Origin of the sequence: Peptoniphilus sp. oral taxon 386 str. F0131 (assembly GCF_000090945.1) — a bacterium.
Taxonomy (GTDB): domain Bacteria; phylum Bacillota; class Clostridia; order Tissierellales; family Peptoniphilaceae; genus Anaerosphaera; species Anaerosphaera mikwangii.
On the sequence record NZ_GL349422.1, the window covers coordinates 8,059 to 20,878 of the forward strand.

28 protein-coding genes are annotated in these 12,820 nt (G+C 34.9%); all 28 read right to left on the minus strand.

Going from position 1 to position 12,820, the window contains the following annotated elements:
• Positions 1-22: 22 nt before the first annotated feature.
• The 28 genes from rplQ to rplD are packed head-to-tail and all read right to left on the minus strand — an operon-like array spanning position 23 to position 12,820.
• Positions 23-364, minus strand: a complete 342-nt coding sequence (rplQ, locus tag HMPREF0629_RS00050; protein ID WP_009221329.1) for a 50S ribosomal protein L17 — start codon at positions 362-364, stop codon at positions 23-25.
• A 13-nt stretch (positions 365-377) separates the two neighbouring features.
• Complete coding sequence (locus HMPREF0629_RS00055; RefSeq protein WP_009221330.1) at positions 378-1,325, minus strand: DNA-directed RNA polymerase subunit alpha; 948 nt, start codon at positions 1,323-1,325, stop codon at positions 378-380.
• Between the two features lie 41 nt (positions 1,326-1,366).
• Complete coding sequence (gene rpsK / locus HMPREF0629_RS00060; protein ID WP_009221331.1) at positions 1,367-1,762, minus strand: 30S ribosomal protein S11; 396 nt, start codon at positions 1,760-1,762, stop codon at positions 1,367-1,369.
• Positions 1,763-1,775: 13 nt separating this feature from the next.
• Positions 1,776-2,138 (minus strand): 30S ribosomal protein S13, encoded by a 363-nt coding sequence (gene rpsM / locus HMPREF0629_RS00065; RefSeq protein WP_009221332.1) that lies wholly within the window; start codon positions 2,136-2,138, stop codon positions 1,776-1,778.
• 14 nt (positions 2,139-2,152) lie between these two features.
• Positions 2,153-2,266, minus strand: coding sequence for a 50S ribosomal protein L36 (rpmJ, locus tag HMPREF0629_RS00070; RefSeq protein ID WP_009221333.1), 114 nt, complete (start codon positions 2,264-2,266; stop codon positions 2,153-2,155).
• Positions 2,267-2,295: 29 nt separating this feature from the next.
• The gene (infA, locus tag HMPREF0629_RS00075; RefSeq protein WP_009221334.1) at positions 2,296-2,514 is read right to left on the minus strand and encodes a translation initiation factor IF-1; all 219 of its coding nucleotides are present in this window, start codon (positions 2,512-2,514) and stop codon (positions 2,296-2,298) included.
• A gap of 20 nt (positions 2,515-2,534) precedes the next feature.
• A complete protein-coding gene (locus HMPREF0629_RS00080; RefSeq protein WP_009221335.1) occupies positions 2,535-2,789 on the minus strand; it encodes a KOW domain-containing protein in 255 nt (84 codons plus the stop codon).
• Between the two features lie 2 nt (positions 2,790-2,791).
• Entirely contained in the window at positions 2,792-3,436 is a 645-nt protein-coding gene (locus tag HMPREF0629_RS00085; protein WP_009221336.1) for an adenylate kinase, read from the minus strand.
• Positions 3,437-3,447: 11 nt separating this feature from the next.
• Positions 3,448-4,728: a preprotein translocase subunit SecY gene (gene secY, locus HMPREF0629_RS00090; RefSeq protein ID WP_009221337.1), complete on the minus strand. Its 1,281-nt coding sequence runs from the start codon at positions 4,726-4,728 to the stop codon at positions 3,448-3,450.
• A complete protein-coding gene (rplO, locus tag HMPREF0629_RS00095) occupies positions 4,728-5,177 on the minus strand; it encodes a 50S ribosomal protein L15 (protein ID WP_009221338.1) in 450 nt (149 codons plus the stop codon). Before rplO ends, secY begins: the two co-directional genes overlap by 1 nt.
• 13 nt (positions 5,178-5,190) lie before the next feature.
• Positions 5,191-5,358, minus strand: a complete 168-nt coding sequence (gene rpmD / locus HMPREF0629_RS00100) for a 50S ribosomal protein L30 (protein WP_009221339.1) — start codon at positions 5,356-5,358, stop codon at positions 5,191-5,193.
• A gap of 13 nt (positions 5,359-5,371) precedes the next feature.
• Positions 5,372-5,878: a 30S ribosomal protein S5 gene (rpsE, locus tag HMPREF0629_RS00105; RefSeq protein ID WP_009221340.1), complete on the minus strand. Its 507-nt coding sequence runs from the start codon at positions 5,876-5,878 to the stop codon at positions 5,372-5,374.
• Between the two features lie 15 nt (positions 5,879-5,893).
• Positions 5,894-6,256, minus strand: coding sequence for a 50S ribosomal protein L18 (gene rplR / locus HMPREF0629_RS00110; protein ID WP_009221341.1), 363 nt, complete (start codon positions 6,254-6,256; stop codon positions 5,894-5,896).
• Positions 6,257-6,273: 17 nt separating this feature from the next.
• On the minus strand, positions 6,274-6,810 hold the full coding sequence (rplF, locus tag HMPREF0629_RS00115; RefSeq protein ID WP_009221342.1) for a 50S ribosomal protein L6: 537 nt from the start codon (positions 6,808-6,810) through the stop codon (positions 6,274-6,276).
• A 14-nt stretch (positions 6,811-6,824) separates the two neighbouring features.
• Complete coding sequence (gene rpsH / locus HMPREF0629_RS00120) at positions 6,825-7,220, minus strand: 30S ribosomal protein S8 (RefSeq protein WP_009221343.1); 396 nt, start codon at positions 7,218-7,220, stop codon at positions 6,825-6,827.
• A gap of 30 nt (positions 7,221-7,250) precedes the next feature.
• Positions 7,251-7,436, minus strand: a complete 186-nt coding sequence (locus tag HMPREF0629_RS00125) for a type Z 30S ribosomal protein S14 (protein ID WP_009221344.1) — start codon at positions 7,434-7,436, stop codon at positions 7,251-7,253.
• A 15-nt stretch (positions 7,437-7,451) separates the two neighbouring features.
• The gene (rplE, locus tag HMPREF0629_RS00130) at positions 7,452-7,994 is read right to left on the minus strand and encodes a 50S ribosomal protein L5 (RefSeq protein WP_009221345.1); all 543 of its coding nucleotides are present in this window, start codon (positions 7,992-7,994) and stop codon (positions 7,452-7,454) included.
• Positions 7,995-8,005: 11 nt separating this feature from the next.
• The gene (gene rplX / locus HMPREF0629_RS00135) at positions 8,006-8,314 is read right to left on the minus strand and encodes a 50S ribosomal protein L24 (RefSeq protein WP_009221346.1); all 309 of its coding nucleotides are present in this window, start codon (positions 8,312-8,314) and stop codon (positions 8,006-8,008) included.
• Positions 8,315-8,329: 15 nt separating this feature from the next.
• Positions 8,330-8,698, minus strand: coding sequence for a 50S ribosomal protein L14 (gene rplN / locus HMPREF0629_RS00140; protein WP_009221347.1), 369 nt, complete (start codon positions 8,696-8,698; stop codon positions 8,330-8,332).
• A 20-nt stretch (positions 8,699-8,718) separates the two neighbouring features.
• Positions 8,719-8,973: a 30S ribosomal protein S17 gene (gene rpsQ / locus HMPREF0629_RS00145; protein WP_009221348.1), complete on the minus strand. Its 255-nt coding sequence runs from the start codon at positions 8,971-8,973 to the stop codon at positions 8,719-8,721.
• A gap of 4 nt (positions 8,974-8,977) precedes the next feature.
• Positions 8,978-9,184 (minus strand): 50S ribosomal protein L29, encoded by a 207-nt coding sequence (gene rpmC, locus HMPREF0629_RS00150; protein WP_036730084.1) that lies wholly within the window; start codon positions 9,182-9,184, stop codon positions 8,978-8,980.
• Positions 9,174-9,605: a 50S ribosomal protein L16 gene (gene rplP, locus HMPREF0629_RS00155; protein WP_009221350.1), complete on the minus strand. Its 432-nt coding sequence runs from the start codon at positions 9,603-9,605 to the stop codon at positions 9,174-9,176. The genes rpmC and rplP overlap by 11 nt, the downstream gene beginning before the upstream one ends.
• Positions 9,606-9,631: 26 nt before the next feature.
• Complete coding sequence (rpsC, locus tag HMPREF0629_RS00160) at positions 9,632-10,393, minus strand: 30S ribosomal protein S3 (protein WP_009221351.1); 762 nt, start codon at positions 10,391-10,393, stop codon at positions 9,632-9,634.
• Between the two features lie 12 nt (positions 10,394-10,405).
• The gene (gene rplV / locus HMPREF0629_RS00165; protein WP_009221352.1) at positions 10,406-10,741 is read right to left on the minus strand and encodes a 50S ribosomal protein L22; all 336 of its coding nucleotides are present in this window, start codon (positions 10,739-10,741) and stop codon (positions 10,406-10,408) included.
• A gap of 16 nt (positions 10,742-10,757) precedes the next feature.
• Positions 10,758-11,045 (minus strand): 30S ribosomal protein S19, encoded by a 288-nt coding sequence (rpsS, locus tag HMPREF0629_RS00170; RefSeq protein ID WP_009221353.1) that lies wholly within the window; start codon positions 11,043-11,045, stop codon positions 10,758-10,760.
• A 14-nt stretch (positions 11,046-11,059) separates the two neighbouring features.
• The gene (gene rplB / locus HMPREF0629_RS00175; protein ID WP_009221354.1) at positions 11,060-11,890 is read right to left on the minus strand and encodes a 50S ribosomal protein L2; all 831 of its coding nucleotides are present in this window, start codon (positions 11,888-11,890) and stop codon (positions 11,060-11,062) included.
• A 16-nt stretch (positions 11,891-11,906) separates the two neighbouring features.
• Entirely contained in the window at positions 11,907-12,197 is a 291-nt protein-coding gene (gene rplW / locus HMPREF0629_RS00180; protein WP_009221355.1) for a 50S ribosomal protein L23, read from the minus strand.
• Positions 12,197-12,820, minus strand: a complete 624-nt coding sequence (gene rplD / locus HMPREF0629_RS00185; RefSeq protein ID WP_009221356.1) for a 50S ribosomal protein L4 — start codon at positions 12,818-12,820, stop codon at positions 12,197-12,199. The genes rplW and rplD overlap by 1 nt, the downstream gene beginning before the upstream one ends.

Sequence of the window (12,820 nt, forward strand, 5' to 3'; positions counted from 1 at the left end):
CCTTAAAGGATTCTCTTTTTTATTATACTAATTCAATTCTTGCTTCTTCCGCTCCATCGCCTCGACGATTACCCAATTTTAATATTCTTGTATATCCGCCGTTTCTTTCTGCATATTTTGGCGCAATTTCAGCAAATAATTTTGTTACAACATCTTCGTCGTAAATATATGATAATGCTTGTCTTCTTGCATGAAGATCTCCACGCTTGCCTAAAGTGATCATTTTTTCTGCCATTCTCTTTGTTTCCTTAGCACGTGTCACTGTTGTTACAATCTTTTCTTCTCTTAACAATGATGTTACAAGGTTTCTAAGCATAGCCTTTCTATGAGCAGTTGGGCGACCAAGCTTTCTTAACTTTGCCATTTTAAACCCTCCTTTATTCGTCTTCTCTTCTTAAACCTAAGCCTAATTCAGCTAATTTATTTTCAACTTCTTCCAATGATTTCTTTCCAAGATTTCTAACTTTCATCATATCGTCTTCAGATTTTTGAGTAAGCTCTTCTACTGTATTTATGTTTGCGCGTTTCAAACAGTTAAAGCTTCTAACTGAAAGGTCGAGTTCTTCTACCGTCATCTCTAATACTTTTTCCTTTTGATCTTCTTCTTTCTCGACCATAATGTTTACATTATTTACATGTTCTGTAAGTCCTATAAACAAATTCAAGTGTTCTGTAAGTATTTTTGCTGCAAGAGATGTTGCTTCATCAGCTTTCATTGAACCGTCTGTTGTTACTTCAAGTATAAGTCTATCATAGTCGGTTCTGTTTCCAACTCTTGTATTTTCTACTTTCCAATTTACTTTTTTTATCGGTGTATAATTAGAATCAATTGGAATTACTCCGATTTCAGTAATTTCATCCTTCTTTAATTCAGAAGGTTCATAACCACGTCCTCTTTCTATAGTAAGTTCAATATAAACATCCGCATCTTCATTTAATGTTGCAATGTGATGATCCAAGTTTATAATCTCTACATCTCCACCTGTTTGGATGTCAGAGGCTAGTATTTCTCCTTCGCCTTTTTTTTCAATTATAACTTTTACCGGCTCATCTTCATTTGTCTTTAAGACAATTCCTTTAATATTTAGAATAATTTGCGGAACATCTTCTAACACACCGGGAATAGTAGCAAATTCATGCTCTACTCCCCTGATGTTTATAAATGAAATTGCTGCACCCGGAAGAGAGGAAAGAAGTACTCTTCTAAGAGAGTTTCCTATTGTAATGCCATATCCACTTTCAAGGGGTTCAACTACAAATTTCCCATATACGCCGGATTCATCCAACTCTAACTTCTCAATGCTTGGCTTTTCTATTTCTATCATGGGTTACCCTCCTTATCATGGGTTATTAGGAGTGTAATTAATCAAACTCTCCTACGCTTAGGTGGTCTACATCCATTATGTGGAATTGGTGTTTCATCTTTTATCATTGTAACTTCAAGACCTGATGCTTGAAGCGATCTTATTGCAGCTTCTCTTCCTGAACCAGGTCCTTTTACAAATACTTCTACTGATTTAAGACCATGTTCTTTTGCCTTACTTGCTGCAGATTCTGCAGCTTCTTGTGCAGCAAATGGTGTTGACTTTCTTGAACCTCTAAATCCAAGTTGTCCAGCACTTGCCCAGGAAATAACATTTCCGCTCATATCTGTTAGAGTTACCATTGTATTATTAAAAGTTGAAGCTATATGTGCTTGTCCTTTTTCAATGTTTTTACGCTCTCTTCTTCTAACGCGTGTTACTTTTTGTTTTTTAGCCATGTTATTCCCCCCTTTACTTCTTCTTAGATACTAATTTCTTAGGACCTTTTCTTGTTCTTGCATTAGTCTTTGTCTTTTGACCTCTTACAGGAAGTCCTTTTTTGTGTCTCATTCCTCTATAGCAATTGATTTCTTTTAATCTCTTAATGTTCATTGCTATATCACGACGAAGATCTCCTTCTACATGGTACTTATCTATTTCATCTCTTATACGAGCAAGTTCAGATTCAGTTAAGTCCTTTACTCTTGTATCAAAGTTTACATCAGCATTAGTTAAAATCTCTTGAGATCTTTTTCTGCCGATTCCATATATATAAGTAAGACCAATTTCAACGCGTTTTTCTCTGGGTAAGTCAATACCAGCAATTCTTGCCATTAATAAGCCTCCTCTTATCCTTGTCTTTGCTTATGCTTTGGGTTTTCGCAAATTACCATTATTCTACCATTTCTTTTTATAATCTTACATTTTTCACACATCTTCTTAACAGATGGTCTAACTTTCATTTATATCCCTCCTAATTTTATAGGATTATCTATTTCTTTCTCCAAGTTATTCTGCCTCTAGACAAATCATAAGGTGATAGTTCAACTGTTACCTTATCCCCTGGAAGTATTCTTATATAATTCATTCTAAGCTTTCCTGAAATGTGAGCAAGTATTACATGCCCATTTTCAAGTTTAACTTTAAAATTAGTATTGGGAAGTGCATCTACTACTGTTCCCTCAACTTCAATTACATCTTCTTTGCCCATTAAAAGGCTCCTCCTTTTCTTTAGTTATAATTCTTTAATGCTTTTCTTATATAGCTATCGTTAAAATTTTCTACTTGTAAATCAACTTTTCCATTGTACTTAATTAAGTGCTTAATCTTTTTCTTCTTAGGATTATTAAGCTTTCTATTCGAGCCGTTAACTATATATACATAGCTGTCATCCAGAATTTCATAAACTAAAAATATTAATCCTGCATCTCTGCCTGATTTTGATTTTACTACCTGTCCAACTTCTATAAAAAAAGTTTTGTCCATACTTACTTTTCTAAGCCTTCTACTATACTTTCAAATACTTCTTTAATATCTTTTGTTCCATCAATATTTAATAGAAGTCCTTGTGCATGATAGTAATCTATCAGAGGTGATGTTTGATCAAAGTATACTTTAATTCTTGTTTCTACTGTTTCTTTAACATCGTCATCTCTTTGAATTAAAGGAGTTTGGTCTTTGTCGCATATTCCCTCAATTTTAGGAGGATTGTACTCTATATGGTAAGTAGCACCACATGTTTTACATACTCTTCTACCAACTGCTCTGTCAACTAAGATGTTTGTATCTACATCTATGTTTACAACTCTATCAAGTTTTGTTCCAAGCTTATCAAGTTCCGCATCAAGACTAACTGCTTGAGCTACCGTTCTTGGAAAACCGTCAAGTAAAAAGCCGTCTTTGCAATCATCTTTACAAATTCTGTCTTGTACTATTTCTATTACTACTTCATCCGGTACAAGCAATCCTTTATCCATATATGATTTAGCTTTTTTACCCAATTCAGTTCCATTTTTTATATTCTCTCTAAAAATATCTCCAGTTGAAATATGAGGTATGTTGTATTTTTTTATAATAAAATCCGCTTGAGTACCTTTACCTGCTCCTGGAGGCCCTAAAATAACTAATTTCATTTAATTACCTCCTATTTTTTCAAGAATCCTTTGTAGTGTCTCATTAATAATTGTTGTTCTAATACTCTTGTAGTTTCAAGAACTACTCCTACAACTATTATCATACTTGTTCCACCATAGTTAAATTGTAAACTGGATAGTTTAGTTAATACTATTGGAAGTACAGCAAGTATTGAAAGTGCTATCGCTCCCGGAAGTACCAATCTATTTACTGTTCTTTGAAGATAATCACTTGTAGGTTTTCCCGGTCTTATACCCGGTATAAAACCTCCATTTGTTTGTAAACTCTTAGAATATTCCACTGTATTAAATTGAATTGAAGTATAGAAATATGTGAAGAATACTATTAATAATACGGTAAATAATATATATAGTACAGCTCCGACCGTTCCTTCAGTTGTGAAATATTTCATAATAGCTTTTCTTGTCGGTTCACTCTTTACAAAAAGTGCTATTGTTGCAGGAATTGCCACCAATGAATTGGCAAATATTATAGGCATAACTCCACTCATTAATACTTTTACAGGTATATGAGTAGATTGTCCGCCATACATTTTTCTTCCAACCACTCTTTTTGCATATTGAACAGGAATTCTTCTTTCCCCTTCGTTAAAAACAACTACAAACACAACTATTAAAATGGCAAGTATTAAAAATATCACTAAAGCTATAGGACTTGCAAGTCCAGCTTTTACCATCATAACTGATTTTATTATATCTGTAGGGAATCTACTAACTATACCGGCAAAAATCAATAACGAAATACCATTTCCTATTCCATGCTCTGTAATTTGTTCTCCTATCCAGATTAAAAGTGCAGTACCCGCTACAATTGATAATACAACTACTGTTTTTTCAAAAAAGTTGTCAGCTAAAACTGCTTGTCTGAAAAAACCGAAAGAATATCCTATAGCTTGTACAAATGTCATTGCTATTGCAAGATATCTTGTATATTTTGCAATTTTCTTTCTACCTGTTTCCCCTTCTTTAGCAAGTGCTTCAAGTGAAGGTATTGCTATTGTCAAAAGTTGAAGAACAATTGACGCTGTAATATATGGATATATATTTGCAGCAAATATTGTATAGTTTCTAAAATTTCCCCCTGCCATCAAGTCAAGCAATGAAAATACACTTTGATTTGCTCCGCTAAAAAGCTTTTGAACCTCTTGTGCATTCATATAAGGTACTGTTATATGTGAACCTAATCTATATATCAATAACATTAGAAGTGTAAACAACATCTTCTTACGTAATTGTGGTATTTTCCATGCATTTTTAAATGTGGAAATCATTAGATCACCTCTGCCTTTCCTCCAGCAGCTTCAATCTTTTCTGCCGCAGTCTTAGAAAAATGTTGAGCCTTTACTGTCAACTTTACATTTAACTCTCCATTTCCAAGGATTCTAACGCCATCTTTAGCCTTTGCACTTTTAATTATTCCTCTGCTTATTAACGTTTCAGGTGTTACTTCTGTTCCATTTTCAAAAACATTTAACGCAGAAATATTAATTTCAGCATATTCCTTTGCGAATACATTTGTGAAACCTCTCTTTGGAAGTCTTCTAAATAAAGGCATTTGACCTCCTTCAAATCCAGGTCTTACTCCACCGCCACTACGAGCATTTTGTCCTTTATGACCTTTTCCTGAAGTTTTTCCTGTACCTGAACCGATACCTCTACCAAGTCTTTTCTTAGCCTTTACTCCTCCGCCTTCTGCCGGTCTTAAGTCATGTAATTTCAAGTTTCACACCTCCTTATTCTTCAACTTCAAGCATATATGATACTTGTTTAATCATTCCTCTGATTTGAGGATTATCTTCTTTTTCAACTACTTGTCCAATTTTTTTAAGTCCAAGTGCTCTTACTGTTCTTTTATGAGTTTCTATTCTTCCAATAGGGCTCTTTACTAATTTTATTTTCATAGTTCTTACCCCCTTATCCTAAAATCTCATCTACAGATTTATTTCTAAGTCTTGCTACCTTTTCAGCTGTCTTTAATTGAGAAAGTGCTTCTATAGTAGCATTTACTGTATTTCTCGGATTATTTGAACCAAGATTCTTTGTACGAATATCACTTATTCCTGCAAGCTCGCAAACCGCACGAACTGCTCCACCTGCGATAACTCCTGTACCGGCATGTGCTGGCTTTAAGAATACTCTACCTGCACCGACAACTCCGGTTACTTGATGAGGGATAGAAGTATCTAATAGATTTACTTCAATAAGATGTTTCTTTGCATCTTGAACTGCTTTTCTAATTGCTTCAGGTACTTCAAGAGCTTTACCTGTTCCAACTCCAACGTGTCCGTTATGATCTCCTACTACTACAAGAGCTGAGAATCTAAAATTTCTACCGCCCTTTACTACTTTTGCAACTCTATTTATAGCTACAACTCTTTCTTCAAGATCAAGTTCTGCTGCATTTATTAATGAACGTTCCATTTTTCCCCTCCTTTTTTAGAATTTAAGTCCGGCTTCTCTTGCTGCTTCTGCAAGTGCTTTTATACGACCATGATATAGATATCCAGATCTATCAAAAACTGCTTCTTCAATTCCTGCATCAAGAGCACGCTTTGCTATTGTTTCTCCAATTTTCTTGGCTGCTTCCATATTCTTTGTGTTTTCAAGTCCAAGTGACTTGTCAAGAGTTGTAGCAGATACCATTGTGTGTCCTTTTACATCATCTATTAGTTGTGCATAAATATGCGCACCTGATCTAAAAACAGATAGTCGTGGGCAAGTTGTTGTTCCGGAGATTTTATTTCTTATTCTCTTGTGTCTTTTTATTCTATTTGCGTTTCTATCAATTTTATTAAACACTATTAATTCTCCTCCTTTTACTTACCAGTTTTTCCTACTTTACGTCTGATATGTTCATCAACGTACTTAATGCCTTTACCCTTATATGGTTCAGGTTGTCTATAGCTTCTGATATGAGCTGCATAAGCTCCTACTTTTTGCTTGTCAATTCCTGAAACTATAATTTTTGTAGGTGCAGGTACTTCTACTTCTATTCCTGCAGGATCTTCCAATTCTAACGGGTGTGAGAATCCAAGAGTTAATGCAAGTTTATTACCTGTCTTAGCTGCTCTGTATCCTGTTCCCACTATTTCTAATTCTTTTTTATATCCTTCTGCAACACCGATTACCATATTGTTAATTAAAGTTCTAACTAAACCGTGCATAGCTCTGTGCTTTTTGCTATCGCTTGGTCTTGTTACTGTTAAAACTGAATTTTCAATTTCAATAATCATGTCACGATCAAAACTTTGTGTTAATTCTCCCTTAGGTCCTTTTACAGTTACTGTGTTATTTTCAACCTTAACTTCTACGCCAGCAGGGATTTCAATTGGTTTTTTACCGATTCTTGACATGCTAACACCTCCTGTTACCAAACGTAGCAAATAACTTCTCCACCAACACCATTGGCTCTTGCTTCTTTGTCAGTTAAAATTCCCTTTGAAGTTGAAACTATTGCAATTCCAAGTCCTCCAAGCACCTTAGGAATATCACTGCTTTGAGCGTAAACTCTTAGTCCAGGTTTTGAAATTCTCTTTATTCCACTTATAACTCTTTCTTTATTATCTCCATACTTAAAATCTATTCTAATAATACCTTGCTTATCATCTTCAATTACTTCGTAATTTTTAATGTATCCTTCCTTTAGAAGAATTTCAGATATTTCTTTTTTAATATTTGAAGCCGGAATATCAACAGATTTATGTCTTGCATTATTACCATTTCTTATTCTGGTAAGCATATCTGCAATAGGGTCTGTCATCATAATTTTTTGCCTCCTTTCCTAATGGTAGAATTACCAACTTGCTTTTCTAACACCTGGAATTTGTCCTTTATATGCTAATTCTCTAAAACAAATTCTACAAATTCCATATTTCTTTAAAACAGAGTGTGGTCTTCCACAAATCTTACATCTTGTATATTCACGAGTGCTATATTTCGGTTTTCTCTTTTGTTTAGCAATCATAGATTTTTTTGCCACAAATGTTACCTCCTATTACTTTGCAAATGGCATTCCCATTCTCTCAAGGAAAGCTTTAGCTTCTTCGTCTGTTTTTGCTGTTGTTACAACAATTATATCCATACCTCTGATAGCATCTACTTTATCGTATTCTATTTCAGGGAAGATTAATTGTTCTTTCAAGCCAAGTGCATAATTTCCTCTTCCGTCAAATGATGTATCCTTAACTCCTCTAAAGTCTCTTACTCTAGGAAGTGCAACATTCATTAATTTATCTAAGAAATCATACATTTTTTCTCCACGTAATGTTACTTTACATCCTATTTTGTGTCCTTCACGTAGTTTAAAGTTAGCTATTGATTTTCTTGCTAACGTAACTATAGGCTTTTGTCCTGAAATCAAAGTAAGATCATTTACAGCTGATTCAAGTGCCTTTGGATTGTCTTTTGCTTCTCCAAGTCCAATGTTTATGACAACTTTTTCAAGTTTTGGAACTTCCATTACATTCTTATATCCGAATTTTTCAAGTAGATAGTTTACTACTTCATTTTCATATTTTTCTCTTAATCTTGAAGTCATAGTCTACCTCCTTACTTTATAGGTTGTCCATCTGATTTTTTAAATCTGATTTTCTTACCATCTTCTATTTTATATCCAAGTCTTGTTGCTTTATTTGTTTTTGTATCGAAATACATAACATTTGAAACATGAATTGGAGCTTCTTTCTTTTCAATCCCGCCTGGGTTTTGTGGTCCTTTAGCCTTCATGTGTTTTGTAACCATATTAACTTTTTCTATGATTACTCTATCTTCACGAGGAAAAGTCTTTAATACTTTACCGGTTTTTCCTTTATCTTTTCCGGCAATTACTTTTACTGTATCACCTTTTTTAATACGCATATAATTACCTCCTGATTAAAGTACTTCTGGAGCCAAAGAGATAATTTTCATAAAGTTTCCATTTCTTAACTCTCTGGTTACAGGTCCGAAGATACGTGTCCCTACCGGACTCTTATCGTCTTTTATAATAACTGCCGCATTATCATCAAAGCTTATATATGAACCGTCTTTACGACTAATACCTTTACTTGTTCTAACTATAACAGCCTTAACTACGCTTCCTTTTTTCACAACTCCACCCGGTGTTGCAGTCTTTACAGAACAAACTACTACATCTCCTATGCTTGCTGTCTTTCTATTTGTACCACCAAGTACCTTTATGACAAGTAGTTCTTTTGCTCCGGAATTATCAGCAACACGTAGTCTTGTTTCTTGTTGAATCATGAACTTCCTCCTTCTAAGATTTATTGAGCTTTCTCAATAATACTTACTAATCTCCATCTCTTGTCTTTGCTAAGTGGTCTTGTTTCCATTATTTTTACTTTGTCGCCAATACCACATTCATTCTTCTCATCATGAGCTTTGAATTTTGTAGTCTTTTTAAATCTCTTTTTGTAAATGGGATGAGTTACAAAAGTCTCAACAGCCACTACAATAGTCTTATCCATTTTATCACTTACTACTGTACCAACAATAGTCTTTCTATTGTTTCTTTCCATGAGATTAAGCCTCCTTTCCCACTGCTAATTCACGTTGTCTGATTATCGTCTTTACTCTGGCGATATCTCTTTTTACACTCTTTATGCTTGATGGATTATCAAGTTGACCGGTTGCCAACCTAAATCTCAAGTTGAATAGCTCGCTTTTTAATTCAATAACTTTTTTATTTAATTCTTCACTTGACATTTGGCGAATTTCCTTAGTCTTCATTTGATTCACCATCCTTTTCTTTCATTACAAACTTTGTCTTTATAGGCAATTTCATTGCTGCAAGTCTCATTGCTTCTCTTGCAGTTTCTTCATCTACGCCATCCATTTCAAACATTATACGACCGGGTTTTACTACAGCTACCCAATAAGCAGGAGCTCCCTTACCAGATCCCATACGTGTTTCAGCTGGTTTTTCAGTAACAGGCTTATCCGGGAAAATCTTAATCCAGATATTTCCACCTCTTTTTATATATCTTGTCATTGCACGACGTGCCGCTTCTATTTGATTTGAAGTAATCCATGCAGGTTCAAGTGCTTGAAGTCCGTATCCGCCGTAAGTTAATGTGTTTCCACGTAACGCCTTACCCTTCATTCTGCCTCTGTGAACTCTACGATACTTTACTCTCTTAGGCATTAACATAAATGTTTCCTCCTTTCTTCGGTAGCTTAGTTTTCTTTTTTATCTTTAGAGTCATTTCTAAAGTTTTTTCTATTATTATTTCTTTTATTATCTCTGTTATCTTTGTTTTGAGGTCTTCTTCTCTTATTATCTCTGTTATTTTTCTTCTCATCTTTCTTTTCAGGAAGAACTTCCCCTTTATATAACCATACTTTTACACCAAGCTTACCATAAGTTGTATCAGCTTCTGCAAAACCATAATCAATGTCAGCTCTTAGAGTTTGTAGAGGTATAGTTCCCTCAGAATATCCTTCTGTTCTTGCCATATCAGCTCCGCCAAGACGACCCGATACCGCTGTCTTTATACCAAGTGCTCCGGCTCTCATTGTTCTTTGAATAGCTTGTTTCATTGCACGTCTGAAAGATACTCTTCTCTCAAGTGATTCCGCTATAGCTTCCGCTACTAATTGAGAATCTAAATCTTGATTTTTAATTTCTTCAATATTTAGAACAACACTCTTTTTTGTCAATTTTTCAAGTTCTGTTCTAAGTTCTTCTACTCCAACTCCTCCACGACCGATAACCATTCCCGGTTTAGCTGTTGAAATTGAAACCTTAACTTTATTTGCAGCTCTTTCTATTTCAACTTTTGAAATTCCGGCTGTATAAAGTTTTTTCTTTATATATTTACGAATTTTATTATCTTCAACTAATAGGTCTGCGAAATTCTTCTTATTAGCATACCATTTAGAATCCCAGTCTTTGATAATACCAACACGAAGTCCATGTGGGTTAACTTTTTGGCCCATTATTTACCCTCCTTACTCTTGTTCTGCAACTACAACGCCAATGTGGCTTGATCTTTTTAATATCGGATATGCCATACCTTTTGCCTTAGGATGAAATCTCTTCATTGTAGGACCATCATTGGCATAGGCCTTTTTAACGTATAAATTATCTCTGTTTAAATTTAAGTTGTTCTCAGCATTAGCTACTGCAGAATTAAGCACCTTATATAGTTCCTTTGCTCCTCTCTTAGGAGTGAACTTTAGAATAGAAAGGGCTTCGTCAACTTGCTTTCCACGAATTTCAGCACAAATATAGTTCACCTTTAATGGTGAAATTCTCACATATTTAGCAATTGCTCTTGCTTCCATTTTAATCCCCTTTCTCTTATTTCTTTAATCCAGTTGTCTTTTCATTCTTGCCTACATGGCCTCTGAATGTTCTTGTAGGAACAAATTCACCAAGTTTATGACCAACCATATCTTCTGTTATATATATTGGAACATGCTTTCTACCATCATGAACGGCGATTGTATGTTGTACCATTTCAGGAAATATTGTGGAGCGGCGAGACCAAGTTTTAACAACTTTCTTTTCGTTTGCTTCATTTAATGCGTCGATTTTCTTTAGCAAATGTTCATCTGCAAAAGGTCCTTTTTTAACTGATCTACTCATTTTTTACCTCCCGCTTACTTCGTTCTTCTTCTTACGATATATTTATCGCTCTTCTTGTTCTTCTTTCTTGTCTTAAGTCCAAGAGCCGGTTTACCCCAAGGTGTTACCGGTGACGGTCTACCTATCGGAGCTCTACCTTCCCCACCACCATGAGGGTGATCTACAGGGTTCATTGCAGATCCTCTTACATGAGGTCTGTTTCCAAGATATCTGCTCTTTCCTGCCTTGCCAAGAGTTATAAGTTCATGTGATAGATTTCCAACTTGTCCGATTGTTGCTTTACAATCAACACTTACCAATCTAAATTCACTTGAAGGAAGTCTTAATTGTGCAAACTTTCCTTCTTTAGCCATTAATTGAGCTTCAGAACCTGCCGATCTTGCAAGTTGTCCTCCTTTTCCTGGAGTCATTTCAACATTATGAACCGTTGTACCTACAGGTATATCTTTTAATTTTAACGCATTTCCTATTTTGATATCAGCGTTTTCTCCAGATTCTACTTTATCTCCAACTTTTAATCCGTTAGGAGCCAGGATATATCTCTTTTCACCATCTACATAGTTCAATAGAGCTATATAACTTGTTCTGTATGGATCATATTCAATTGAAGCTACTGTTGCAGGAACTCCGTCTTTATTTCTTTTAAAGTCGATTATTCTGTATCTTCTCTTAACTCCGCCGCCTCTATGTCTTGAAGTTATTCTTCCTTGAGCATTTCTACCGGCAGTTGTTTTTAGATTTATAGTAAGGCTTTTTTCAGGTGCCTTTTTTGTAATCTCTTCAAATGTTGAGACAGTCATCTGTCTACGAGCAGGAGAAGTTGGTTTATATCCTCTAATTGCCATCTTTTTACCTCCTCAATTATTCCATACCTTCAAAGAATTCAATTGCTTTAGAATCCTCTGTAAGTTTAACTATTGCTTTTTTCCATGATGGACGTCTTCCTTGATGCGCACCTTGTCTCTTTAATTTTCCACGCATATTCATAGTGTTTATTGTCTTAACTTTTACTCCAAACACTTCTTCGACAGCTCTCTTTATTTCAGCCTTAGTAGCATCTTTTGAAACTTCAAATGTATATTTTCCGTGTTCCATTTGATCCATACTCTTTTCAGTAACTATCGGTCTTCTAATAATATCGTATGCATTCATTAGTTGAACACCTCCTCAATTACTCTTAAAGCGTCCTCTGTTATAACAAGTGAGTTGTATTTTAAGATGTCATATACATTAATATTTTCCGCCATTGTTGTCTTCACATTAGGAATATTTCTTGCAGCTATCTTTACTTTTTCATCATATCCGGCTACTACAACAAGTGCTTTCGGATCTGCTTTTATTGCCTTTAACATTTGAACAAAATTCTTTGTCTTAGCATCGTTCATCTTAATATCATCAACTACTATCATTTCATTTTCACGTACTTTTGAAGTAAGAGCACTTCTAAGTGCAAGTCTTCTTACTTTCTTAGGTGTTGTATATGAGAAATCTCTTGGCTTCGGTGCAAATACAATTCCTCCGCCTCTCCATTGAGGAGATCTTATACTACCTTGACGAGCACGTCCTGTTCCCTTTTGTTTCCAAGGCTTTCTCCCGCCTCCACGTACTTCTGCACGTGTCTTTGCGCTCTTAGTGCCTTGTCTTCTGTTAGCTAAAATGTTTTTAACTACTAGGTATACAGCATGCTCATTTATATCAATATCAAATATATTTTCATTTAGTTCAATTTCTGAAACGGCAGCGCCTTCCATATTGACAACTTGAATTTTAGGCAT

Coding starts and splice junctions, on each gene's coding strand:
- rplQ (WP_009221329.1), bottom strand. CDS start 364: ATGGCAAAGTTAAGAAAGCTTGGTCGCCCAACTGCTCATAGAAAGGCT.
- HMPREF0629_RS00055 (WP_009221330.1), bottom strand. CDS start 1,325: ATGATAGAAATAGAAAAGCCAAGCATTGAGAAGTTAGAGTTGGATGAA.
- rpsK (WP_009221331.1), bottom strand. CDS start 1,762: ATGGCTAAAAAACAAAAAGTAACACGCGTTAGAAGAAGAGAGCGTAAA.
- rpsM (WP_009221332.1), bottom strand. CDS start 2,138: ATGGCAAGAATTGCTGGTATTGACTTACCCAGAGAAAAACGCGTTGAA.
- rpmJ (WP_009221333.1), bottom strand. CDS start 2,266: ATGAAAGTTAGACCATCTGTTAAGAAGATGTGTGAAAAATGTAAGATT.
- infA (WP_009221334.1), bottom strand. CDS start 2,514: ATGGGCAAAGAAGATGTAATTGAAGTTGAGGGAACAGTAGTAGATGCA.
- HMPREF0629_RS00080 (WP_009221335.1), bottom strand. CDS start 2,789: ATGGACAAAACTTTTTTTATAGAAGTTGGACAGGTAGTAAAATCAAAA.
- HMPREF0629_RS00085 (WP_009221336.1), bottom strand. CDS start 3,436: ATGAAATTAGTTATTTTAGGGCCTCCAGGAGCAGGTAAAGGTACTCAA.
- secY (WP_009221337.1), bottom strand. CDS start 4,728: ATGATTTCCACATTTAAAAATGCATGGAAAATACCACAATTACGTAAG.
- rpmD (WP_009221339.1), bottom strand. CDS start 5,358: ATGAAAATAAAATTAGTAAAGAGCCCTATTGGAAGAATAGAAACTCAT.
- rpsE (WP_009221340.1), bottom strand. CDS start 5,878: ATGGAACGTTCATTAATAAATGCAGCAGAACTTGATCTTGAAGAAAGA.
- rplF (WP_009221342.1), bottom strand. CDS start 6,810: ATGTCAAGAATCGGTAAAAAACCAATTGAAATCCCTGCTGGCGTAGAA.
- rpsH (WP_009221343.1), bottom strand. CDS start 7,220: ATGATGACAGACCCTATTGCAGATATGCTTACCAGAATAAGAAATGGT.
- rplE (WP_009221345.1), bottom strand. CDS start 7,994: ATGACTTCAAGATTAAGAGAAAAATATGAAAATGAAGTAGTAAACTAT.
- rplX (WP_009221346.1), bottom strand. CDS start 8,314: ATGCGTATTAAAAAAGGTGATACAGTAAAAGTAATTGCCGGAAAAGAT.
- rplN (WP_009221347.1), bottom strand. CDS start 8,698: ATGATTCAACAAGAAACAAGACTACGTGTTGCTGATAATTCCGGAGCA.
- rpsQ (WP_009221348.1), bottom strand. CDS start 8,973: ATGGAAAGAAACAATAGAAAGACTATTGTTGGTACAGTAGTAAGTGAT.
- rpmC (WP_036730084.1), bottom strand. CDS start 9,184: ATGAAGACTAAGGAAATTCGCCAAATGTCAAGTGAAGAATTAAATAAA.
- rplP (WP_009221350.1), bottom strand. CDS start 9,605: ATGTTAATGCCTAAGAGAGTAAAGTATCGTAGAGTTCACAGAGGCAGA.
- rpsC (WP_009221351.1), bottom strand. CDS start 10,393: ATGGGCCAAAAAGTTAACCCACATGGACTTCGTGTTGGTATTATCAAA.
- rplV (WP_009221352.1), bottom strand. CDS start 10,741: ATGGAAGCAAGAGCAATTGCTAAATATGTGAGAATTTCACCATTAAAG.
- rpsS (WP_009221353.1), bottom strand. CDS start 11,045: ATGAGTAGATCAGTTAAAAAAGGACCTTTTGCAGATGAACATTTGCTA.
- rplB (WP_009221354.1), bottom strand. CDS start 11,890: ATGGCAATTAGAGGATATAAACCAACTTCTCCTGCTCGTAGACAGATG.
- rplW (WP_009221355.1), bottom strand. CDS start 12,197: ATGAATGCATACGATATTATTAGAAGACCGATAGTTACTGAAAAGAGT.
- rplD (WP_009221356.1), bottom strand. CDS start 12,820: ATGCCTAAAATTCAAGTTGTCAATATGGAAGGCGCTGCCGTTTCAGAA.